Source organism: Pseudomonas sp. SORGH_AS_0211 (assembly GCF_031453455.1).
GTDB classification, from domain to species: Bacteria; Pseudomonadota; Gammaproteobacteria; order Pseudomonadales; family Pseudomonadaceae; genus Chryseomonas; species Chryseomonas aestiva.
This window is the reverse complement of the sequence record NZ_JAVIZV010000001.1, coordinates 2,706,824-2,728,331: the sequence shown is the minus strand read 5'-3', so window position 1 is coordinate 2,728,331 and position 21,508 is coordinate 2,706,824. Positions and strand designations below refer to the sequence as shown.

At 65.5% G+C, this 21,508-nt stretch carries 18 protein-coding genes, 1 tRNA gene and 1 pseudogene; 14 read left to right on the top strand and 6 right to left on the bottom strand.

Features of this window, described 5'->3' with window-relative positions:
- Positions 1 to 54 precede the first annotated feature (54 nt).
- The 5 genes and pseudogenes from selD (at position 55) to QE393_RS22565 (ending at position 4,660) form a co-directional block, all read left to right on the top strand.
- Positions 55 to 1,089, top strand: a complete 1,035-nt coding sequence (gene selD, locus QE393_RS12655; RefSeq protein ID WP_310043822.1) for a selenide, water dikinase SelD — start codon at positions 55 to 57, stop codon at positions 1,087 to 1,089.
- Positions 1,089 to 2,189 (top strand): tRNA 2-selenouridine(34) synthase MnmH, encoded by a 1,101-nt coding sequence (gene mnmH, locus QE393_RS12650; RefSeq protein WP_310043821.1) that lies wholly within the window; start codon positions 1,089 to 1,091, stop codon positions 2,187 to 2,189. The genes selD and mnmH overlap by 1 nt, the downstream gene beginning before the upstream one ends.
- A 78-nt stretch (positions 2,190 to 2,267) precedes the next feature.
- Entirely contained in the window at positions 2,268 to 2,558 is a 291-nt protein-coding gene (locus QE393_RS12645; RefSeq protein ID WP_133862481.1) for a hypothetical protein, read from the top strand.
- A 149-nt stretch (positions 2,559 to 2,707) separates the two neighbouring features.
- A pseudogene (locus QE393_RS22570) lies at positions 2,708 to 3,775 on the top strand (HAMP domain-containing protein); the annotation flags it as partial.
- Between the two features lie 21 nt (positions 3,776 to 3,796).
- Positions 3,797 to 4,660: a methyl-accepting chemotaxis protein gene (locus QE393_RS22565; protein ID WP_405046299.1), complete on the top strand. Its 864-nt coding sequence runs from the start codon at positions 3,797 to 3,799 to the stop codon at positions 4,658 to 4,660.
- A gap of 9 nt (positions 4,661 to 4,669) precedes the next feature.
- On the opposite strand, the gene QE393_RS12635 is transcribed toward QE393_RS22565, so the two are convergent.
- The 4 genes from QE393_RS12635 to QE393_RS12620 are packed head-to-tail and all read right to left on the bottom strand — an operon-like array spanning position 4,670 to position 8,144.
- Positions 4,670 to 5,404, bottom strand: coding sequence for a YciK family oxidoreductase (locus tag QE393_RS12635; RefSeq protein ID WP_310043817.1), 735 nt, complete (start codon positions 5,402 to 5,404; stop codon positions 4,670 to 4,672).
- Positions 5,405 to 5,412: 8 nt separating this feature from the next.
- A complete protein-coding gene (mupP, locus tag QE393_RS12630) occupies positions 5,413 to 6,084 on the bottom strand; it encodes an N-acetylmuramic acid 6-phosphate phosphatase MupP (protein WP_310043816.1) in 672 nt (223 codons plus the stop codon).
- A gap of 3 nt (positions 6,085 to 6,087) precedes the next feature.
- Complete coding sequence (gene ubiG / locus QE393_RS12625) at positions 6,088 to 6,786, bottom strand: bifunctional 2-polyprenyl-6-hydroxyphenol methylase/3-demethylubiquinol 3-O-methyltransferase UbiG (protein WP_310043815.1); 699 nt, start codon at positions 6,784 to 6,786, stop codon at positions 6,088 to 6,090.
- Between the two features lie 32 nt (positions 6,787 to 6,818).
- Entirely contained in the window at positions 6,819 to 8,144 is a 1,326-nt protein-coding gene (locus QE393_RS12620) for a TRZ/ATZ family hydrolase (RefSeq protein ID WP_273807708.1), read from the bottom strand.
- Between the two features lie 109 nt (positions 8,145 to 8,253).
- On the opposite strand from QE393_RS12620, the gene mtnA reads away from it, so the two are divergent.
- From mtnA to pheA, 4 genes are all read left to right on the top strand, one after another.
- Positions 8,254 to 9,327: an S-methyl-5-thioribose-1-phosphate isomerase gene (gene mtnA, locus QE393_RS12615; protein WP_310043813.1), complete on the top strand. Its 1,074-nt coding sequence runs from the start codon at positions 8,254 to 8,256 to the stop codon at positions 9,325 to 9,327.
- A 233-nt stretch (positions 9,328 to 9,560) separates the two neighbouring features.
- On the top strand, positions 9,561 to 12,398 hold the full coding sequence (gene gyrA / locus QE393_RS12610) for a DNA gyrase subunit A (protein WP_310043810.1): 2,838 nt from the start codon (positions 9,561 to 9,563) through the stop codon (positions 12,396 to 12,398).
- Positions 12,398 to 13,483, top strand: coding sequence for a 3-phosphoserine/phosphohydroxythreonine transaminase (gene serC / locus QE393_RS12605; RefSeq protein ID WP_310043808.1), 1,086 nt, complete (start codon positions 12,398 to 12,400; stop codon positions 13,481 to 13,483). Before gyrA ends, serC begins: the two co-directional genes overlap by 1 nt.
- Before the next feature lie 2 nt (positions 13,484 to 13,485).
- The gene (gene pheA, locus QE393_RS12600; protein WP_158892948.1) at positions 13,486 to 14,580 is read left to right on the top strand and encodes a prephenate dehydratase; all 1,095 of its coding nucleotides are present in this window, start codon (positions 13,486 to 13,488) and stop codon (positions 14,578 to 14,580) included.
- Positions 14,581 to 14,604: 24 nt separating this feature from the next.
- Here the strand turns inward: pheA and QE393_RS12595 are convergent, their stop codons facing one another.
- Positions 14,605 to 15,081 carry a DUF4124 domain-containing protein gene (locus QE393_RS12595; protein WP_310043807.1) on the bottom strand — a complete coding sequence of 159 codons (477 nt, stop codon included), beginning with the start codon at positions 15,079 to 15,081 and terminating at the stop codon, positions 14,605 to 14,607.
- 288 nt (positions 15,082 to 15,369) lie between these two features.
- Between QE393_RS12595 and mgtE the strand changes: the two genes are divergently transcribed.
- Positions 15,370 to 16,815 (top strand): magnesium transporter, encoded by a 1,446-nt coding sequence (gene mgtE / locus QE393_RS12590; RefSeq protein ID WP_405046248.1) that lies wholly within the window; start codon positions 15,370 to 15,372, stop codon positions 16,813 to 16,815.
- Between the two features lie 50 nt (positions 16,816 to 16,865).
- On the opposite strand, the gene QE393_RS12585 is transcribed toward mgtE, so the two are convergent.
- A complete protein-coding gene (locus QE393_RS12585) occupies positions 16,866 to 17,180 on the bottom strand; it encodes an Arc family DNA-binding protein (protein WP_007160462.1) in 315 nt (104 codons plus the stop codon).
- Positions 17,181 to 17,438: 258 nt separating this feature from the next.
- On the opposite strand from QE393_RS12585, the gene QE393_RS12580 reads away from it, so the two are divergent.
- The 4 genes from QE393_RS12580 (at position 17,439) to QE393_RS12565 (ending at position 21,507) form a co-directional block, all read left to right on the top strand.
- A tRNA-Arg gene (locus QE393_RS12580) sits at positions 17,439 to 17,515 on the top strand.
- 245 nt (positions 17,516 to 17,760) lie between these two features.
- A complete protein-coding gene (locus QE393_RS12575) occupies positions 17,761 to 18,783 on the top strand; it encodes a glycosyltransferase (RefSeq protein ID WP_273807700.1) in 1,023 nt (340 codons plus the stop codon).
- Between the two features lie 47 nt (positions 18,784 to 18,830).
- Complete coding sequence (locus QE393_RS12570; RefSeq protein WP_405046298.1) at positions 18,831 to 19,895, top strand: FAD-dependent oxidoreductase; 1,065 nt, start codon at positions 18,831 to 18,833, stop codon at positions 19,893 to 19,895.
- Positions 19,876 to 21,507 carry a hypothetical protein gene (locus QE393_RS12565; protein ID WP_310043804.1) on the top strand — a complete coding sequence of 544 codons (1,632 nt, stop codon included), beginning with the start codon at positions 19,876 to 19,878 and terminating at the stop codon, positions 21,505 to 21,507. The genes QE393_RS12570 and QE393_RS12565 overlap by 20 nt, the downstream gene beginning before the upstream one ends.
- Position 21,508: the final 1 nt, after the last annotated feature.

Sequence of the window (21,508 nt, the reverse complement as noted above, 5' to 3'; positions counted from 1 at the left end):
TACGCCCCTTCGCGCTGCCTGTCGAACGAGCGCCACCGCTGAACCGGAGTAACGATGACCGATCCCATTCGCCTCACCCAATACAGCCACGGTGCCGGTTGTGGCTGCAAGATCGCCCCCAAGACCCTGGAGACCATCCTGGCCGGCAGCGGCGCCCAGCATCTGGATCCGCGGCTATGGGTGGGCAATGCCTCGCGCGATGATGCCGCGGTCTATGGGCTGGATGACGAGCGCGGGGTGGTCTCCACCACCGACTTCTTCATGCCCATCGTCGATGACCCCTTCGATTTCGGCCGCATCGCCGCCACCAACGCCATCAGCGACATCTACGCCATGGGTGGCGATCCGCTGCTGGCCATCGCCATTCTCGGCTGGCCGGTCAACGTGCTGCCGCCGGAAGTGGCGCGCGAGGTCATCGCCGGCGGCCGCCGCGTGTGCGACGAAGCCGGCATTCCCCTGGCTGGCGGCCATTCCATCGACGCCCCCGAGCCGATCTTCGGCCTGGCCGTCACCGGGATCGTGGAAAAGCGCCATCTCAAGCGCAACGACACCGCGACCCTGGGCAGCCGCCTCTATCTGACCAAGCCGCTGGGCATCGGCATCCTCACCACCGCCGAGAAGCGCGCCCTGCTGCGGCCCGAGGATCGCCATCTGGCGCGCGACACCATGTGCCAGCTCAATCGTCCTGGCAGTCGCTTCGGTCGGCTGGCCGGGGTCACGGCGATGACCGACGTCACCGGCTTCGGCCTGCTCGGCCACCTGGTGGAGATGGCCGACGGCAGTGGCCTCACCGCCGAACTCGACTTCGCCGCCATTCCCCGCCTCGAAGGGGTGGATTTCTACCTGCAGCAGGGCTGCGTGCCCGGCGGGACCGAGCGCAACTTCGACAGCTACGGCAGCCGCATCGCCCCGCTGGCCGAAGGGCGCCGCCAGCTGCTGTGCGATCCCCAGACCAGTGGCGGCCTGCTGGTGGCCGTCGCGCCGGAAGGCGAGACGGAATTTCTCGCCGTCGCCGCGGAGCTGGGCCTGGCGCTGCAACCCATAGGGCAACTGGTGGACCGGCGCGCCCATGCGGTCGAGGTGGCCTGATGAGCCAGCGTGAGGATGCCCGCGACCTGCAGGCGCTGTTCCTGAGCGATATCCCCCTGGTCGATGTCCGCGCCCCCGTGGAATTTGGCAAGGGCGCCTTTCCCCAGGCGACCAATCTGCCGCTGATGAATGACCTGGAGCGCCAGCGCGTCGGTACCCGCTACAAGCAGCAGGGTCAGCAGGCGGCGCTGCAACTGGGGCATCAGCTGGTGTCCGGGGCGGTGAAGGAGGCACGCATCCAGGCCTGGGCCGACTTCGCCCAGGCGCATCCCGAGGGCTACCTCTACTGCTTCCGCGGCGGCTTGCGCTCGCAGATCAGCCAGGAATGGCTGCGCAGCGAAGCCGGTATCGCCTATCCGCGCGTGGTAGGGGGCTACAAGGCCATGCGCACCTTCCTTATCGATACGCTGCAGCAGGCGCTCGCCGAGTGCGGCTTCGTGGTGGTGGGCGGCATGACCGGCACCGGCAAGACCGAAGTGGTGGCCCAGCTCGCTAACGCCGTCGATCTGGAGGGTCATGCCAACCACCGGGGCTCCAGTTTCGGCAAGCGCGCCACGCCGCAGCCGGGGCAGATCGATTTCGAGAACAGCCTGGCCATCGACCTGCTGCGGCGTCGCCATGCAGGGCAGGCGCAATTCGTGCTGGAAGACGAGTCGCGCCTGGTCGGTCGCTGCTCCCTGCCGCTGGAATTGCACCAGGGCATGCAGCAGTACCCCTTGGTCTGGCTGGAGGACAGTCGGGAAAATCGCATCGAGCGCATCCGGCGCGACTATGTCATCGACCTGGCAGCGGAATTCATCGGCCTGCACGGCCCCGAGCAGGGCTTCGCGCTGTTCGCCGAGCAGTTGCGCAAGAGTCTTTCCGGCATCGCCAAGCGTCTGGGCGGGGAACGCTTCCAGCGGCTCTCGGCCATCCTCGAAGACGCCCTGGCGGAACAGGAGCGTTCGGGCGACGTCGCGGCCCATCGTGGCTGGATCGAGGGACTGCTGGCGGAATACTACGACCCCATGTACGCCTATCAGCGCGAGAGCAAGGCCTCCCGGGTGATCTTCAGCGGCGATCAGGCCGCCGTGGTCGAATTTCTGCGCGACCGGCGCTGAACAGCCTCCGCGCTTGGCGGTCTACGCTGCGGTTATCCGGCCGTTCCGGCCGGCTGCAGGTCGCAAGGAGACCAAGAGATGAAAGCGAAACTGGTGCCTGTCCTGGCCGCCACACTGGCTGCCGTGGTACTCGCAGGCTGCTCGGGCAAGGTGGTCAATCGCGATAGCTGCGCCGCCCAGACCCGCTCCGCCTGGCAGGAGCTCGACCTGGCCAAGGCCGAAGGCTTTTCCGGTACGGTGAGCTATTCCAAGGCGCTGGCGCTGCTGTCCACCGCCAAGACGCAACAGCAGGTGGAGGCCTACACCGGCTGCGTGAAGAATGCCGAAAAGGCGAGCTTCTATATTCGCGAGTCCCGCGCCGGTCGTTGATCGGTCGTGCGGCTGGCAAACGGCCGCCATCCAAAGCGACGTCGGCATAACCGCGTGCGACGGATAGCGGCCCGTTAGCCCCCCAGCCCCTCAAGAATCGGTTTCTGCGGACGACAGCGTCGGTAGAACTCATTCCGTTGGGGTGCCGTATGAAAGGGATTGCCCGCTATCGCCTGGCCAATTGGCGAACCGCGACCAAACTGGCCGTGGGCTTTGGCCTGGTGCTGCTGCTGACCCTGGTGGTGGCCTTGCAGGGCGGGCTCGCGCTCAAGGACGTGGAACATCGCTTCGGTTCCCTGCGCGACATGGCCGCGATCAACCGGCAGGTGATGCAGGTCCGCGCCCTGGAGCAGGGCTTTCGCCTCAGCGGCGAGGCGGCCCAGGCCGAGCACCTGCGGCAGGCGCTGCCGGCGGTACTCGATCACCTGGAGCAACTCGCGGCCGAGGTGGGCAGTGCCAACGCGGCCGATATCGACGCCGCCCGCGCGGCCACCCAGGCCTATGGCGCCGCCTTCGCCGACTATGAACGCCTCAACACCTCACGCCGTCTGGCCATGGAAGGGGCGGCCTTCCTCGTGGAGGGCGCGGCCAACAGTCTGGACATCCTCCAGTCCGGCCTGTTGGACGACGGCGCCTATGCCCTCAAGGACTCCGGCGGCAAGCAGGGCGCCGAACTCCTGACCCTGTCGCAACAGGTCGGCGAACTCTATCGCCTGATGCTCAAGAGCCTCGACGAAGCCCAGGCGCGGGCGAGCAAGAGCACGGTGGACGATCAGCCGTTGCCGTCGGCCAGTGCCGCATTGGAGCTGTTGGCCAAGGTGGAGCCGCAACTGAGCGATCCGGCCTATTCCTCGGTCATCCAGGACGTCTCCACCAACATCAAGGAATTCATCCGCCGCCTGGGCGACTATGCCGCGGCCCTGGCCCAGGAACAGGCCGCCGGCGCGCGCATGACCAGCCTGGCCGAGGCCGCCGTGCAGCGGGTCGATGCCCTCTATGGGCAACAGGAAACCGAGCTGCAAGCGATGATGACCAAGCGCCTGCTGACCATCGGCGGCGTGGCCCTGCTGGCGTTGATCGTCGGCACCCTGGCCGCGCTGATCATCACCCTGGCCATCGTCCGGCCGTTGCGCAAGGTGATCGCCGCTGCCGAACGTATCGCCCAGGGTCAGCTGGATGTCGAATTGACGGTGGATCGGGGCGACGAGATCGGCCAGCTGCAACGCTCCAGCGCCAGCATGGTGGCGGCACTGCGCGGCATGGTCCTGCAGTTGCAGAACGGTATCGGTCGGCTCGGCCAGTCCGCGGCCGCCCTGGCCGAGCAGGCGCGCGAGGCGCAGCTGGGCGTGACGCGCCAGCGGGAGGAAACCGATCAGGTGGCCGCGGCCATGGCCGAACTGGCCGCCACTGCCCAGGGCGTCGCCGCGGACGCCGAGGCGGCTGCCGGTGCTGGCGATCAGGCTGAACGCCAGGTCAGCGATGGCCAGGCGGTGATCGGCCGTAGCCTGGCCGGTATCGAGACCCTGGGAGTGGACGTCCGTGCGGCTGCCGAGCGGCTCCAGGGTGTGTCCCACGACAGCCAGGCGATCAGCAGCGTGCTCGACGTGATCAAGGCGGTGGCCGAGCAGACCAATCTGCTGGCGCTCAACGCGGCCATCGAGGCGGCGCGGGCCGGGGAACAGGGTCGCGGCTTCGCCGTGGTCGCCGACGAGGTCCGGGCGCTGGCGCGGCGTACCCAGCAGTCGAGCGTCGAGATCGAACAGCTCATCGTGGTGTTGCAGAAGGGCAGTGGTGAGGCAGTCGAGCGGATGCAGCAGAGCGAGACCCTGCTGGCCGGGACCCTGGGCAGTGCCGGTGACACGCGTCGCGCCTTTGCCGGCATCGCCACCGCGGTGGCCAGCATCCAGCAAAAGAACCAGCAGATCGCTGCGGCGGCGGTGCAGCAGCGAGGAGTGGCTGAAGAGGTCGCGGTCAATGTCACGCGCATTCGCGACGGCGCCGACCAATCCAGTCAGGCGATGGCGGCGACGGCCTCGGCCAGCCGCGAGCTGGCCGAGCTGGGTGACGAACTCTCGCGCCTGGTGCAGCGCTTCCACGTCTGACCGGACCTGTTACTGGGCGTTGAGTGCCTGGCCGGTGGTGCCCTGGCTGGCCGGGCCGAGCAGATAGAGATAGACCGGCAGGATGGCGTCCGCCGCGGGCACCCGGGCCGGGTCCTCCTCGGGATAGGCCGCCGCGCGCATGGCGGTACGGGTACCGCCCGGATTGACGCTGTTGACCCGGATACCGGCTTCTCCAAGCTCCTCGGCCCAGACCTGCATCAGCCCCTCGGTGGCGAACTTGGACACCGAATAGGCGCCCCAGCCGGCCCGGCCCTTGCGACCGACACTGCTGGAGGTGAAGATCACCGAGGCCTCACCGGCAGCCTTGAGCAGGGGCAGCAGGGCCTGGGTCAGGGCGAAGCCGGCCTGGACATTGACCTGCAGCACCTGCGCCAGGGCCGTGGCGGGCGTCTGCTCCAGCAGCACCCGCGGTCCCAGCAGGCCGGCGTTGTGCACCAGCCCATCCAGACGACCATGACGTCGCTGCAGGCGTTCAGCGACGGCGGCATAGGCCGCCGCATCGGCCTGTTCGAGATCCAGCACCAGGGTCTCGGCCCGACCGCCGCTGGCCTGGATCTCCTGGCGCACCTGTTCCAGCGCCGCGGCATCGCGACCCTGGAGGATGAGGGTGGCGCCCAGGGCGGCGCAGCCCTTGGCCAGGGCGGCGCCAATGCCGCGATTGGCACCGGTGACGAGGATGACACGGTCTTTGAGCAGCTCGGCCGGAGCCTGGTAGTCGAACATCTGAACCCCTAGCAGCCGCACAGTGCGCGATCGAGCAGCGCACGCAATTCCAACGGATGGTCGATGATGGCGTCGGCACCCCAGTGCTCGGGATGGTCGTCCGGATGGATGTAGCCGTAGCGCGCCGCCACCGTCCTGCTGCCGGCGGCGCGGCCGGACTCGATGTCGCGCAGGTCGTCGCCGATAAAGAGGGCGGTCTGGGGATCGACATCCAGTTGCCGGCAGGCCAGCAGCACCATCTCCGGGTCCGGCTTGCTGTGCGTGACGTGGTCCGGGCAGACCAGGCAGGCCGATCGCTCGGCCAGGCCCAGGCGCTGCATGATGGGCTCGGCGAAGCGCACCGGCTTGTTGGTCACCACGCCCCAGCGCAGCCGGGCGGCGTCGAGATCGCGCAGGATCTCCTCCATGCCGTCGAACAGCCGGGTATGGACCGCGCACTGCGTCTGGTAGCGCTCGAGGAATTCCAGGCGCAGCGGTTCGAGTTCGGCGCCCAGCGGATCGACCTCGAAGCCGGCCAGGATCATCGCCTTGGCACCGCCGGAAATGACACCGCGCAGGCGGGCCTCGTCGGCCGCTGCCAGGCCCTGGTCCTGGCGCATGGCCTGGATGATGGCGATGAAGTCCGGCGCCGTGTCCAGCAGGGTGCCGTCCATGTCGAAAAGGACCGCTTGCAGACGCATGGCCTAGTCCTCGCGCTGGGTGCGCACCATGTAGTTCACCGTCACGTCGCCTTCCAGCTTGTATCTCTTGGTCAGCGGGTTGTAGGTGAGACCGATGACGTCACGCAGATTGAGGCCGGCGGCGCGGGCCCAGGCCCCCAGCTCCGAGGGGCGGATGAACTTGCGGAAATCGTGGGTGCCACGCGGCAGCAGGCGCAGCACGTATTCGGCGCCGACGATGGCGAACAGATAGGCCTTGGGGTTGCGGTTGATGGTGGAAAAGAACACCTGGCCGCCCGGCTTGACCAGGTCGTGGCAGGCCCTGATCACCGAGGAGGGATCCGGCACGTGTTCGAGCATCTCCAGGCAGGTCACGATGTCATAGGTGCCGGCGTGCTTGCGCGCGTGGTCCTCGGTGGTCTCCTGGATGTATTCCACCGGCACACCGGATTCCAGCTGGTGCAGCCGGGCCACCGCCAGGGGTGCCTCGGCCATGTCGATGCCGGTCACCTGGGCACCACGTTGCGCCATGGCTTCGCTGAGGATGCCGCCACCGCAACCGACGTCCAGTACCTTCTTGCCGGCCAGACCGGCGTGCTGGTCGATCCAGTTGACGCGCAGCGGGTTGATGTCGTGCAGCGGCTTGAATTCGCTCTCGCGGTCCCACCAGCGGTAGGCGAGGGCCTCGAACTTGGCGATCTCGGCGTTATCGACGTTGGACATGGTGTTCTCCAGAGGCAAGGGAGCGGGGCGCGTCAGGCGCCCTGCTGGATACGGGTGGCCCACTGCTGCGCATTGGCTATGAGTTCGGCCTCGTCCAGGCGCACGAGTTCGCTCTGGCGCAGCAGCGGCACGCCACCGACCCAGACGTCGCTGACGCGATCGCGGCCGGTGGCGTAGATGAGTTGCGAGACGGGGTCATAGAGCGGCTGCTGGGCGAGACCGCTGAGGTCGACGGCGGTCAGGTCGGCCGCCTTGCCGACTTCCAGCGAACCCAGGCAGCGCTCCAGGCCCAGGGCGCGGGCACCGTTCAGGGTGGCCATGCGCAACGCGCGGTGGGCATCCAGGGCGGTGGCCGAGCCGGCGACGGCCTTGGCCAGCAGGGCGGCGGTGCGGGTTTCGCCGAGCAGGTCGAGATCGTTGTTGCTGGCCGCACCGTCGGTGCCGATGGCGACATTGACGCCGGCCTGCCAGAGGCGCTCCACCGGGCAGAAGCCGCTGGCCAGCTTGAGGTTGGACTCGGGGCTGTGGATGACGTGGCTGTTGGTCTCGACCAGGTTTTCCAGGTCCTCGTCGTCCACCTGGGTCATGTGCACGGCCTGGAAACGCGGGCCGAGCAGGCCCAGGCGCCGCAGCCGGCTGAGCGGCCGCTCGCCGGTCTGCTCCAGTGCCTGCTCCACCTCGAAGGCGGTCTCGTGCACGTGCATCTGGATCGGTGCCTGCAGCTGCTCGGCCAGCACCAGGATCTCTTCGAGCTTGGCGTCGGCCACGGTGTAGGGCGCATGGGGGCCGAAGGCCACGCTGATGCGCTCGTGCAGCTTCATGTCGTCGAACAGTTCCAGGCCCCGACGGATCATGTCGTCGGCGGTACGGGCGCCCGGAATCGGGAAATCGAGGATCGGCAGGCAGACCTGGGCGCGCACCCCGGTGCGATGGATCGCCTCGCACGCCACCTGGGGATAGAAGTACATGTCCGAGAAGCAGGTGATGCCGCCGCGGATCTGCTCGGCGATGGCCAGGGTGGTGCCGTCCCGGACGAAATCCTCGTCGACCCAGCGCCCTTCGGCGGGCCAGATGTGATCCTGCAGCCAGGTCTGCAGCGGCAGGTCGTCGGCCATGCCGCGAAACAGCGTCATGGCGGCGTGGCCGTGGGCATTGATCAGCCCGGGAATCAGCACCTTGCCCGGCAGCTCCAGGGTCTCCTTGGCCGGATGACGCAGGGCCTCGCTACGCGGCGCGAGCAGGGCGATGCAGCCGTCGCGCACGCCCAGGGCGTAATCGCGCAGGACCACCCCGGCCGGCTCCACCGGCACGATCCAGCTGGGGAGCAACAAGAGGTCCAGGGGCGCGGGGGTGGGCATCTGCGGCGGTTCCAAGAGGGGCGAGCCGGCAGTATAGCGGTCCTTGCGGCGCTACCGCACGCCGATGCCGGTATACTGGCGGGCTACAGATTCAGGTCGAGGAGAGATCATGCGAGAGCGTCTGCTGGCGGCGGAAAAGATCAAGGCGATCGAATGGCGGGACGGTGCCCTGCACCTGCTCGACCAGCGCCTGTTGCCGCTGCGCGAACACTGGGTCGCCTGTCACAGCGCCGCCGAGGTGGCCCAGGCCATCCGCGACATGCTGGTACGAGGCGCGCCGGCCATCGGCATCAGCGCCGCCTATGGCGTGGTGCTGGGTGCCCGGCAGCGCGCCGCGGCGGGCGAGGACTGGCAAGCGACCGTCAACGTCGACTTCGAACTGCTGGCGGCCTCGCGGCCCACCGCGGTCAATCTGTTCTGGGCGCTCAACCGGATGCGCGAGCGCCTGGCGCGCACCGCTGGGGAGGGCGCCCTGGCGGCGCTGGAAGCCGAGGCAATAGCCATCCACCTGAGCGACCGCGAAGCCAACCTGACCATGGCCCAGCTGGGCGTCGAGCTGATCCGCAAGCACGACGCCAGCAAGCAGACCTTCCTTACCCACTGCAATACCGGCGCCCTGGCCACCGGCGGCTTCGGCACCGCCCTGGGCGTCCTGCGCGCGGCGCACCTGGACGGCCTGGTGGAATGCGTCCACGCCGACGAGACCCGCCCCTGGCTGCAGGGCTCGCGCCTGACCGCCTGGGAACTGGCCGGGGAGGGGATCCCGGTCAGCCTCAACGCCGATGCCGCCGCGGCGCATTTGATGAAGACGCGCAACGTCGCCTGGGTGATCGTCGGTGCCGATCGCATCACCGCCAATGGCGACGTGGCCAACAAGATCGGTACCTACAACCTGGCGGTCATCGCCATGCACCACGGGGTGCGCTTCATGGTGGTGGCGCCCAGCTCCACCATCGACATGAATCTCGCGTCCGGTGACGACATTCCCATCGAAGAGCGCGCCGGTCATGAGCTGCTGGAAGTGGGCGGGCAGCGCATCGCCGCCGGCGTGGAGGCCTTCAATCCGGTGTTCGACGTCACCCCGGCCGATCTCATCGACGCCATCGTCACCGAGCGTGGTGTGGTGGAGCGTCCGGACGCCAGGAAGATGGCCGAGCTGATGAATCGCCGACGCCTGCATTGAGGTGATCGCCAGGGGCGGATACATCCCTGAATGTGTTAGAATTTCGCTCTTTGCACAGGCTTTGTTCGAAAGCCCTCGGCAGGCGGTGATGCAGTGCCGAAAACCGGTTGGGGCGCCCCTTGCGCCGCTGGTGGCAGGCGCCGCCAAACGGGCTTTCGCCTCTCCTATATCAGGCTCGGCCGACGTGCGGACGAGCCCTAGCGCTTTTCAGATCAGAAGGAACCAGGCTTCTCATGGGTGAACTGGCCAAAGAAATCCTCCCGGTCAATATCGAAGACGAATTGCGGCAGTCGTATCTCGACTACGCGATGAGCGTCATCGTCGGCCGGGCCCTGCCGGATGTGCGCGACGGCCTCAAGCCGGTGCACCGGCGCGTGCTCTACGCCATGAGCGAGCTGGGCAACGACTGGAACAAGCCGTACAAGAAATCCGCCCGTGTGGTGGGTGACGTCATCGGTAAGTACCACCCCCACGGCGATACCGCCGTCTACGACACCATCGTGCGGATGGCGCAGCCCTTCTCGCTGCGCTACATGCTGGTGGACGGCCAGGGCAACTTCGGTTCGGTGGACGGTGACAACGCCGCGGCCATGCGTTACACCGAAGTGCGGATGTCCAAGCTCGCCCATGAACTGCTGGCCGACCTGGACAAGGAAACCGTCGACTGGGTGCCCAACTACGACGGCACCGAGCAGATCCCGGCGGTGATGCCTACGCGCATCCCCAACCTGCTGGTCAATGGTTCCAGCGGCATCGCGGTCGGCATGGCCACCAACATTCCGCCGCACAACCTCGGCGAAGTGATCGATGGCTGCCTGGCGCTGATCGAGAACAGCGAGCTGACCGTCGACGACCTGATGCAGTACATCCCCGGTCCGGACTTCCCGACCGCGGGCATCATCAACGGTCGTGCCGGCATCATCGAGGCCTATCGCACTGGTCGTGGGCGCATCTATGTGCGGGCCCGCGCCGAGGTCGAGGACATCGACAAGAGCGCCAATCGCCAGCAGATCGTCATCACCGAGCTGCCCTACCAGCTCAACAAGGCCCGGCTGATCGAGAAGATCGCCGAGCTGGTGAAAGAGAAGAAGATCGAAGGCATCACCGAGCTGCGCGACGAGTCCGACAAGGACGGCATGCGCGTGGTCATCGAGCTGCGGCGCGGCGAAACCCCCGAGGTGGTGCTCAACAACCTCTATGCCCAGACCCAGCTGCAGACGGTGTTTGGCATCAACGTGGTGGCCCTGCTCGACGGCCAGCCGCGCACCCTGAACCTCAAGGAACTGCTGGAAGCCTTCATTCGCCACCGTCGCGAAGTCGTCACCCGGCGGACCGTCTACGAACTGCGCAAGGCGCGCGAGCGTGGCCACATCCTCGAAGGCCAGGCGGTCGCCCTGTCCAACATCGATCCGGTCATCGAGCTGATCAAGAGCTCGCCGACCCCGGCCGAAGCCAAGGAACGCCTGATCGCCACGCCCTGGGAGTCCAGCGCGGTACGCGAGATGGTCGAGCGCGCCGGCGCCGACTCCTGCCGTCCGGACGAACTGCCCGAGCAGTACGGCCTGCACGAAGGCAGGTACCACCTCTCGCCGGAACAGGCCCAGGCGATCCTCGACCTGCGCCTGCACCGCCTGACCGGCCTGGAGCACGAGAAGCTCATCGCCGAGTACCAGGAAATCCTGCTGCAGATCGGCGAGCTGATCCGCATCCTGACCAATCCCGAGCGGCTGATGGAAGTCATCCGCGAGGAGCTGGAAAAGGTCAAGGCCGAGTTCGGCGACAAGCGTCGTACCGAGATCATCGCCTCCCAGGTGGACCTGACCATCGCCGACCTCATCACCGAGGAAGACCGCGTCGTCACCATCTCCCATGGCGGCTACGCCAAGTCCCAGCCGCTGCACGCCTACCAGGCCCAGCGCCGGGGCGGTCGCGGCCGTTCGGCCTCGGCGGTCAAGGAAGAGGACTACATCGAGCACCTGCTGGTCGCCAACAGCCATACCACCCTGCTGCTGTTCTCCAGCCTGGGCAAGGTCTACTGGAAGCGTACCTACGAGATCCCCGAGGCTTCCCGCGCCGCCCGTGGCCGGCCGCTGGTCAACCTGCTGCCGCTGGCCGAAGGCGAGCGCATCACCGCCATGCTGCCGGTCGATCTGGAGGCCGTGCGCCAGCAGGCGCCCATCGGTGAAGAAGAGCTGGGCGAGCAGGACGACAACCTGGACATCGAAGACGCCGTGCTGGTGGAAGACGACGTCGAGAGCGAAAGCGAAGGCGAAGAGGGCGAGCTCCTCGATGCCGGCCAGGACGAGCCCACCGGTGCCTACATCTTCATGGCCACCCGCAACGGCACCGTGAAGAAGACCCCGCTGGTGCAGTTCAGCCGTCCGCGCAGCAATGGCCTGATCGCGCTGAAGCTGGAGGAGGGCGACAGCCTGATCGCCGCCGCCATCACCGACGGTGCCCGCGAAGTCATGCTGTTCTCCGATGGCGGCAAGGTCATCCGCTTCAAGGAGCGCCATGTGCGCACCATGGGTCGTACCGCCCGCGGCGTGCGCGGCATGCGCCTGGCTGAAAGCCAGCGCCTGATTTCCATGCTGATCCCCGAGCCGGGCGCCGAGATCCTCACCGCCAGCCTCAACGGCTTCGGCAAGCGCACCGCCATGGCCGAATACCCGCAGCGCGGCCGCGGTGGCCAGGGCGTGATCGCCATGGTCATCAACGAGCGCAACGGCCCCCTGATCGGCGCCATCCAGGTGCTGGACGGCGAAGAGATCATGCTGATCTCCGACCAGGGCACCCTGGTGCGTACCCCGGTCGAAGGCATCTCCCGTACCGGCCGTAATACCCAGGGCGTCACCCTGATCAAGCTCGGCAAGGGCGAGAAGCTGGTGGGGCTGGAGCGGGTGCAGGAGCCTTCGGTGGACGAAGAGCTGCTGGATCACGAAGCCGAACTGGACGACGAGGTGCTCGACAAGGAGTTGCCGGTCGACAGCCACGAGCCGGACCAGGACGATGTGCTGCCCGGTGCCAGCGACGTACCGAGCGATGACCTTCCCAACGAGGATGACGAGTGATGAGCAAGCGTGCCTACAACTTCTGCGCCGGCCCGGCGGCCCTGCCTGAAGCTGTGCTGCGCCAGGCCCAGGCCGATCTGCTGGATTGGCAGGGCCGTGGCCTGTCGGTGATGGAGATGAGCCATCGCGGTGAGGACTTCACCGCCATCTCGAACCAGGCCGAGGCCGATCTGCGCGAGTTGCTGGGTGTCCCCGGCAACTACAAGGTGCTGTTCCTGCAGGGCGGCGCCAGTCTGCAATTCGCCCAGCTGGCGATGAACCTGATGCCCGAGGGCGGCACCGCCGACTACATCGACACCGGCATCTGGTCGCGCAAGGCCATCGAGCAGGCGCAGCACTATGGCACCGTCAATGTCGCCGCCAGCGCCAAGGGCTACGACTACTTCGCCATCCCGGGGCAGCACGAGTGGCAGCTGTCCAAGGATGCCGCCTACGTTCATTACACCCCCAACGAGACCATCGGCGGCCTGGAGTTCGACTGGATTCCGGACGTGGGCGATGTGCCCCTGGTGGCGGATGCCTCTTCCGACATCCTCTCGCGTCCGCTGGACGTCTCGCGCTTCGGGCTGATCTACGCCGGTGCGCAGAAGAACATCGGACCCAGCGGCCTGGTGGTGGTGATCGTCCGCGAAGACCTGCTGGGTCGCGCCCGTGCCGCCTGCCCGACGCTGCTGGACTACAAGGTCGAGGCCGACAACGGCTCCATGTACAACACTCCGGCGACCTTCTCCTGGTACCTGTCGGGCCTGGTGTTCAAGTGGCTGAAGGAGCAGGGTGGCCTGCCCGCCATGGAGCGCCTGAATCGCCAGAAGAAGGAGCTGCTGTACGGCTTCATCGACGCCAGCGACTTCTACAGCAACCCGATCGCCCACAACGACCGCTCCTGGATGAACGTACCCTTCCGCCTGGCGGACGAGCGCCTCGACAAGGCGTTCCTCGAAGGCGCCGAAGCGCGCGGCCTGCTGTATCTGCAGGGGCATCGTTCGGTGGGCGGCATGCGCGCCTCCATCTACAATGCCGTCACCCTGGAAGCCGTCCAGGTGCTGGTGAGTTATCTGGCCGAATTCGAGAAGGAGCACGGCTGATCATGTCGGAACACGAGCTCAAGGCCCTGCGTCTGCGTATCGACAGTCTGGACGAACGCATCCAGGACCTGATCAGCGAGCGCGCTCGCTGCGCCCAGGACGTGGCGCGGGTCAAGATGGGAACGCTGGCGGAAGGCGAAAAGCCCGTGTTCTACCGACCCGAGCGCGAGGCCCAGGTCCTCAAGCGGGTGATGGAGCGCAACGGCGGTCCGGTCCGTGACGAAGACATGGCGCGACTGTTCCGCGAGATCATGTCCTGCTGCCTGGCCCTGGAAGAGCCGCTGCACGTGGCCTACCTCGGCCCGGAAGGCACCTTCTCCCAGGCCGCGGCGCTCAAGCACTTCGGCAAGGCCGTGGTGACCCGGCCCATGGCGGCCATCGACGAGGTGTTCCGCGAGGTCGCCGCCGGTGCCTCCCAGTTCGGCGTGGTGCCGGTGGAGAACTCCACCGAGGGTGCGGTCAACCACACCCTGGACAGCTTCCTCGAGCACAACCTGTCGATCTGCGGCGAGGTGGAACTGCGTATCCACCACCATCTGCTGATCGGCGAAAACACCAAGGCCGACAGCATCACCCGCATCTATTCCCACGCCCAGTCGCTGGCCCAGTGCCGCAAGTGGCTGGACTCCTATTACCCGAGCGTCGAGCGGGTGGCGGTGGCCAGCAACGCCGAAGCGGCGCGGCGGGTGAAAGGCGAGTGGAACAGCGCGGCCATCGCCGGCGACATGGCGGCCTCGCTCTATGGCCTGACCCCGGTTCAGCAGAAGATCGAGGATCGCCCGGACAACTCCACGCGCTTCCTCATCATCGGCAACCAGGACGTGCCGCCCAGTGGCGACGACAAGACCTCCATCATCGTCTCCATGCAGAACAAGCCGGGCGCCCTGCACGAGTTGCTGCTGCCGTTCCACACCAACAACATCGACCTCAGCCGGATCGAGACGCGGCCTTCGCGCAGCGGCAAGTGGACCTATGTCTTCTTCATCGATTTCCTCGGCCACCAGGCCGATCCGCTGATCCGCGATGTCCTGGAACGCCTGTCCACCGGTGCCGTGGCGCTCAAGGTCCTGGGCTCCTACCCCCGCGCCGTGCTCTGACGGAGCAGCCGTCGGTTGCGGGCGTCAGCGCCGACGCACGCAACCATGCTCGTCGAAGGTCACCAGCCGCGTACGGTCTTTGCGCTGGCGCGCCTCGTAGTGATAACGGGTCAGGGCATCCAGCTGGGAAATCCGCTGCGGTTGCCCCAAGGCGCTCTCCACGTCCGCCCGGCTCATGCCGACCTTGACCTGTCCGCGAATGATCGCCTGGCGCCTTGCGCTGGCGCTGAGCAGATCGCCACAGCCGTCCGTCTTGGCTGCCACCACCGTGGGCGTGCGCGAGACTTCCTTGCGGGGAGTGGCCTTGGGTTTCGCCATCAGCGTGGGTTTGGCACCGCCCGGACGGGGATTGTCCGCGCGCTGCAGCCGGCTATCGCTGTCCGAGGCGCAGCCGCTGGCGGAAAAGGTGAGGTGGCCGTCGGTATCCTCGCAGCGATACACCGTGGCGGCCTGGACGGTGGTGCAACCCAGCAGCAGGCCGAGCGCGAGCAGCTTTTTCATGGGACGTCCTCCTTGACGTAGGGGCTCAAGCTTAGCGAAGCCTGGGGCGTTCGGCGAGGGCCGGAAACGTGCCCTCGTGACCTTGCGGAAGCCTTGCAAATAGCTGTTTTGAAACCCTTTTGCCTTAGCACCCGCAAGCGGTCCGGTGTATCATCCCCGCCGTCAGCCCCGCCGGGGCAGTGGTTATCCCCCCTTATGGACTTACCCAGTCAATACTCAATCGCCTTTTTCGTCCCGTTGTTGAGTTAGGGTTCGTCGGTGCGCTCCGCCGGCGGGCCGGAGTGCGCTATGACCGTAGTGAACGAAGCAGAAATCAGAAAGCCCCACGAGACGCTGCAGGAGCGGCTCGCCCAGGTCGTGGAGTTGCTGGAGCGCTACGACCTCGCTGTCGAGGCGCGTGAAGACCAGGACCGCGCCCCCGTATCCCCCGCCGATATTCCCGAGGAAGGCCTCGAAGAGCTGCGTGCCCGCCTGGACGAGCTGCACCCGGCCGACGTCGCCTTCATCCTCGAAGCCTTGCCGCGGGAAGACCGCCTGACCGTCTGGGGTCTGGTCAAGACCGAGCGCGATGGCGAGATCCTGCTCGAAGTCTCGGACGCGGTCCGCGAGACCCTGATCGCCGACATGGACGACCAGGAAATCCTCGCGGTAGCCGGTCAGCTCGACGCCGACGAACTCGCCGACCTGGCGCCGGATCTGCCGCGCGATGTCGTTCACGAACTCATGGACGCCCTCGACGCTCAGCAGCGCGAGCGGGTGCGCTCCGCACTGTCCTACGAAGAGGATCAGGTCGGCGCGCTGATGGACTTCGAGATGGTGACCATCCGTGACGACGTCGCCCTGGAAGTGGTATTGCGCTACCTGCGACGGCTGAAAGAGCTGCCCGACCACACCGACAAGCTGTTCGTGGTCGATAACGACAGCATCCTCAAGGGCGTCCTGCCGATCAAGCGCCTGCTGGTCAACGACCCGGAAAAGCTGGTGGTCGAGGTCATGGCCAAGGAGGCGGTGGCCTTCCATCCGGACGGAGACGCCTATGACGCGGCCCAGGCCTTCGAACGCTACGACCTGGTTTCGGCGCCGGTGGTGGACAAGAACGGCAAGCTGATCGGTCGTCTCACCATCGACGAGATGGTCGACCTGATCCGCGAGGAAAGCGAAAGCGAAGTTCTCAACATGGCCGGTCTGCGCGAAGACGAAGACGTCTTCGCCTCGGTATGGAAATCGGTGGGCAATCGCTGGACCTGGCTGGCCACCAACCTCATCACGGCCTTCATCGCTTCGCGGGTCATCGGTCTCTTCGAGGGTTCGATCGAGAAGCTGGTGGCCCTGGCCGCACTCATGCCCATCGTGGCCGGCATCGGCGGCAACTCGGGCAACCAGGCCATCACCATGATCGTCCGCGCCATGGCGCTGGGGCAGATCAGTGTCACCAGCACCGCGCGACTGCTGCGCAAGGAAATGGGCGTAGCCCTGTGCAATGGCGTCATCTGGGGCGGGGTGATAGGGCTGGTGGCCTTCTATCTCTACAGCAGCTGGTCACTGGGCCTGGTGATGATGGGCGCCATGACCCTCAATCTGCTACTGGCCGCATTCATGGGGGTGTTGATTCCCATGACCCTGCAGCGCTTCGGTCGCGACCCGGCCATGGGGTCGAGCGTGCTGATCACCGCAGTGACCGACAGCGGCGGCTTCTTTATCTTCTTGGGGCTCGCCACCCTGTTCCTGATGTAGGACAGGGTAGGGGGCAACGGGCTACCCAGGGGCAGGGCAGCCCGACGTCGTCAGGATGCGGCGTCGATGTCGTGGGCGATCAGCGAAATCAGAGCGTTCTGCTGCCGACCCGACAGTTGCCGAAAGCGCTGCAGCAACTCCCGCTCGCTGGCGGTGATCTCCGGACTGTCCAGGCGAAGCCCGGGCTCGTCGCCAAGGGCGCCCTCTTGCTGCAAGCTCTGCTCGAGACGCGCGATGATTTCGGAGTTCATGCTGCGATGATGGTTGCGGGCCACATCCGCGATGCGCTCTCGCATGCCCTCGGGCAGACGCACGACGAATTTGTCAGCGGTACGGCTTGAGTAGGATCTAATGGCCTGGGTCATTGAGGTACTTCATCTGGAGTCAAAAATCAGTGAAGGCGTTAGCCCTCGTCTCGTTCCGCTAGCACTCACGGCACCTTGGACTCTGTAACCACCTGTCCCTAGGTATCTGTTTTTATTGACGTCAATTTACCGACGTACACAAAAAATTGCAAAGCTGCCGAAGAACTTCCTGCCTTTGCCCGTCCTCGCGCACAGTGGCGCTGCCGAACCGAAGCATGACAAACCTTCCGCTGCTCGTTACCATGAGCGCCCTTTACTGTCCCAGTAGCTCAATTGGATAGAGCATCCCCCTCCTAAGGGGAAGGTTGGTGGTTCGACCCCACTCTGGGACACCAGATTCCTTTCCAGTACCTCTCCTCGCGATCCGACGCCTTCAAGTGCCCTTGCCGAACCGTTACAGCAGTTTGGAGGATAGGGCAAAAACGGCGACCTTGTCCGACTTCCAGGCTCTTCCAGTAGCGATTTGTGGCTGTGATCACAGCATAGAGCAGCAGACGAAAACCTGCCGAATTTATCTGTACTCTCCGTTGGCTAACCGTCTGCATTGCTTGTATCTGGAGCGCCTCTGGAGGTTCGCGTCATGGCCTTTTATCCCGTCCTACTTTCAGTCGTGTTCGTCGTTCGTAATCAGGCTGCCGAGTTGCAGAGCGTCCTCGAACGCGCGGCAACTGTTATCGGTCCCTTGGTAAGTGACTACGAACTTATCATTGTCGATAACGCCTCCGCTGATGACAGCGTAGCGCGACTCAAACAACTCACCAGTATCACCGGCCTGCCCAATCTGCAGGTATATGCCCTGACCAAGGAAGTGGACTCCGATACCGCTGCCTGGGTGGGTCTGGAAAATGCGCTGGGTGACTTCGCGGTCGTCATAGATCCGGAAACCGATGACATCGCCTTCTTGCCTGACATGTTGCAACAGGCGGCCGGTGGCATCGACGTGGTGTTCGCCAACAATCAGCAGAAAGTTCGGCAGACCCTGTCCTACAGTCTGTGCTCCAGAGGTTTCAACAGCCTCTACCGGCGATTCAACGGGGTCGATCTGGCCAAGGATGCGCCCCAGTACCGCATGCTCAGCAAGAAGGTCATCAATTACATCCTGCGCCATCCCGCGCCGGCCTTGACCTACCGGCACCTGCCGGCGACGGCAGGCTTCTCCCGTACCAATCTCGAATACAGCATGCCGCCGCGCAGCGGCAAGCCCAAGCGGCTGTCCGGCAGCTTCGATCGCGGTGCCCGACTGCTGGTGTCCTCCACCCGCAAACCCATGCGCATGGTCAGTTTCCTGTCCATCGTGGGCGCCTTGTCCAATCTGCTCTATTCCATTTACGTCATCGCCATCGGCCTGTTCAAGGATGACGTCGCACCGGGTTGGGTGACGATTTCATTACAGCAGTCCGGCATGTTCTTTCTCATTTCGCTGGTCCTGCTCGTCCTTGGCGAATATGTCCTGCAGTTGACCCACAGAGTCAACGAAGGGCCGCTCTACCATGTCGCCCAGGAGTTCACGAGCGCCGTCATGACGCGTCGTGACAAGCTCAATGTCGAAGTAGTGCAGGGTGGCAATGCCGCCAGACCGGCTACTCAATCCGGCATGGCGTGACAATCATGAGAGATGCGATCGTCATAGGCGGCGGATTTTACGGGGCCATGACGGCCCTGTATCTCATGCGCGTGAGGGGCTTTGCGAAAGTCACCCTGATCGAGCGGGAAGACGGGCTGTTGAAGCGTGCCTCTTATCACAATCAGGCACGTGTTCATAACGGTTACCACTATCCGCGCAGTTTCGTCACGGCCTTTCGCAGCCGGGTCAACTTGCCGCGCTTCTTGCGCGACTATCCCGATGTGGTAGTGCGGGACTTCACCAAGTTGTATGCCATTGCCCGCAACAACTCCAAGGTAACGGCCAAACAGTTCGAACGTTTCTGTCAGGGGATCGAGGCTTCCCTGCAGCCGGCGTCCGAAGAATTAAGTCGATTGTTCGACGATCGATTGATCGAGGCGGTGTATCTCACCGAAGAATATGCCTTCAACTCCGCCGTACTCGCCGCCGAAGTGAGTCGCGAGCTCGATGCCGTCGGCGTCGAGGTGCGCCTCAAGAGTCGCGTGACAGCGATCCGCGGTGAAACGGGCGGGCTGGGTGTTGATGTGGTGGATGAAGCCGGAGGACAGGAGGAGCTGCACGGCCGCTATCTCTTCAACTGTACCTACAGCGGCCTCAACCAGTACGGCGGCGACTTCCCCGGTACCGCCACCCGGTTGCGCCACGAGATCACCGAGATGGCCCTGGTGGAGATGCCTCCGGAGCTGCGCAACCTCGGCGTGACGGTCATGGACGGTCCGTTCTTTTCCATGATGCCGTTCCCGGCGCGCGGTCTGCACACCCTGTCCCATGTGCGTTATACCCCGCACCTGAACTGGGAAGACGCCAATGGCACCGATCCCTATGCACTGCTCGACGATTACGACCGTGCCTCGCGCGCGGACTGGATGGTCCGGGACGTGACCCGCTACATGTCGGCTGCGGCGCGGGTGGAGTACCGGGACTCGCTGTTCGAGGTGAAGACCATCCTGATGAAGAACGAAGGCGACGACGGCCGTCCCATCCTCTTCGAACAACATCCCCAGCTGCCCGGCTGCTATTCGATGCTGGGCGGCAAGATCGACAATATTTTCGATGCCCTGGAGCGCCTCGATGCCGAACCCTTCCACTGAAGCGACACCCAGGGGGGTGTCCGGCGTCGCCGGCTTCATCAGCGTTCTGGTCTTTTCCATCATCAATTTCTTTCTGTTCGGCAAGGGCGTCATCCTCGACCCCTTCCACCAGGGAGAATACTTCGCCACGCTGCCGACGCTGCTGCACAGTCAGCCGGGCGCGCATGCCTTCACCATCCATGGCGGGCTGGATTTCATCCCGGTATGGCTGGCGGAGACCTGGTTCGGTGCCCAGCACACCTTCCTGGTGACCCAGATCCTCTATGGACTGTGCAACACCGGCGCGGCCCTGTTGCTGTGGGGAACGGCCGTTTTGCTGTGCCCCGTGCCCAAGGGCCGCGCGCGACTGATCCTGCTGGTCGCCGTGGGCGCCGTGGCGACCCAGGTGGTGGGCTATCGCGATCTCTTCCTGCTGCTGTCGCTGTTCCTCTTCTGTCTGCATCGCAAGGTGGAGACCACGCCGCGGCGATTGGTCTGCGAGGTGCTGTTGGGGCTGGCAGCCGGTTTCAACCTGTTCTGGTCCTATGACCGCGGGATCGCCGGGGTGCTGGCCATCGGCTCGGCCGTACTGCTCACGCTGCTCCTACAGCGGCGCCATTTCCTCTCGCTGCTGAGCTTCGTGGCAACGGTTGGCTGGCTTGGCTTTGGTACCGATTTCTTCGCCCTGACCGATTACGTCAAGAACCTGACCTTCCTCCTGGAAACCTCTTCCCAGTGGGGCTATGGCCTGGATGCCCGGCCGCTGGCACTGAGCCTGCTGCTGGCGGTGCCTACGGCGCTGGCCGGTTTCGCGCTGATCCGTTGCCTGCCCTGGCCGTGGCGCTGGAGCGAGGATCTGCCGCTGATCGGCGCCCTGGCGGTGCTGCTCGCGATCTTCTTCAAGATCGGGGTCAATCGCGCGGACTTCCAGCACATCCAGATGGGCTTCTGGGTGCCCCTGCTGAGCCTGCTCTATGCTGCCCGCCGGCAGCGGCTGGCCCGCAACGGCGGCTGGGACATCTCGGCGCATCCGCGTGCGGCGGCCGCGGCCGTCGCCGCCGCCGTGCTGATGGGACTGGTCGGACTTAATCCCTCGCCGTTCTTTGCGGTGCTGCTGGCAGGTGCGCTGCTGGCCTTCGGCCGGCGCCTGCTGTTGCCAGGCCTGGCGGCGCTGCTGGTGCTGCTCGCCGCCTTCAATCTCTACAAGTCGCCGGTCGAGCGGGTGTGGGCCCAGGGGCTTGCCTGGGTACCGGCGCTGACCGCCTTGCCGGATGACGCCGCCCTGGCGACGCCCGGGGTGCAATGGGCCTCGCGACGCCTGCTGGAAAGCGGTGCCCACTGTGTGTTCGACCTGGCCAACAACGGGGTCATCAACGGGGTGACCGATCTGCCGGCCTGTACCAAGTACATCTATCCGGTCTATGCCACGCCGCCCTACGAGGCCGACCTGCTCAGCGATCTGCAGCATGCCGATCCGCCGGCGGTGGTGTATTCGACGACCTTCTGGTCATTCAAGCTGAACAACATTTCCATGCACGACAAGTTTCCACGACTCAAGGCCTACCTGGACGAGCGTTATCCCGTCGAGGAGTGCCAACCGGACTATTGCCTGAGATTCAAGACCAAGGGGTGAG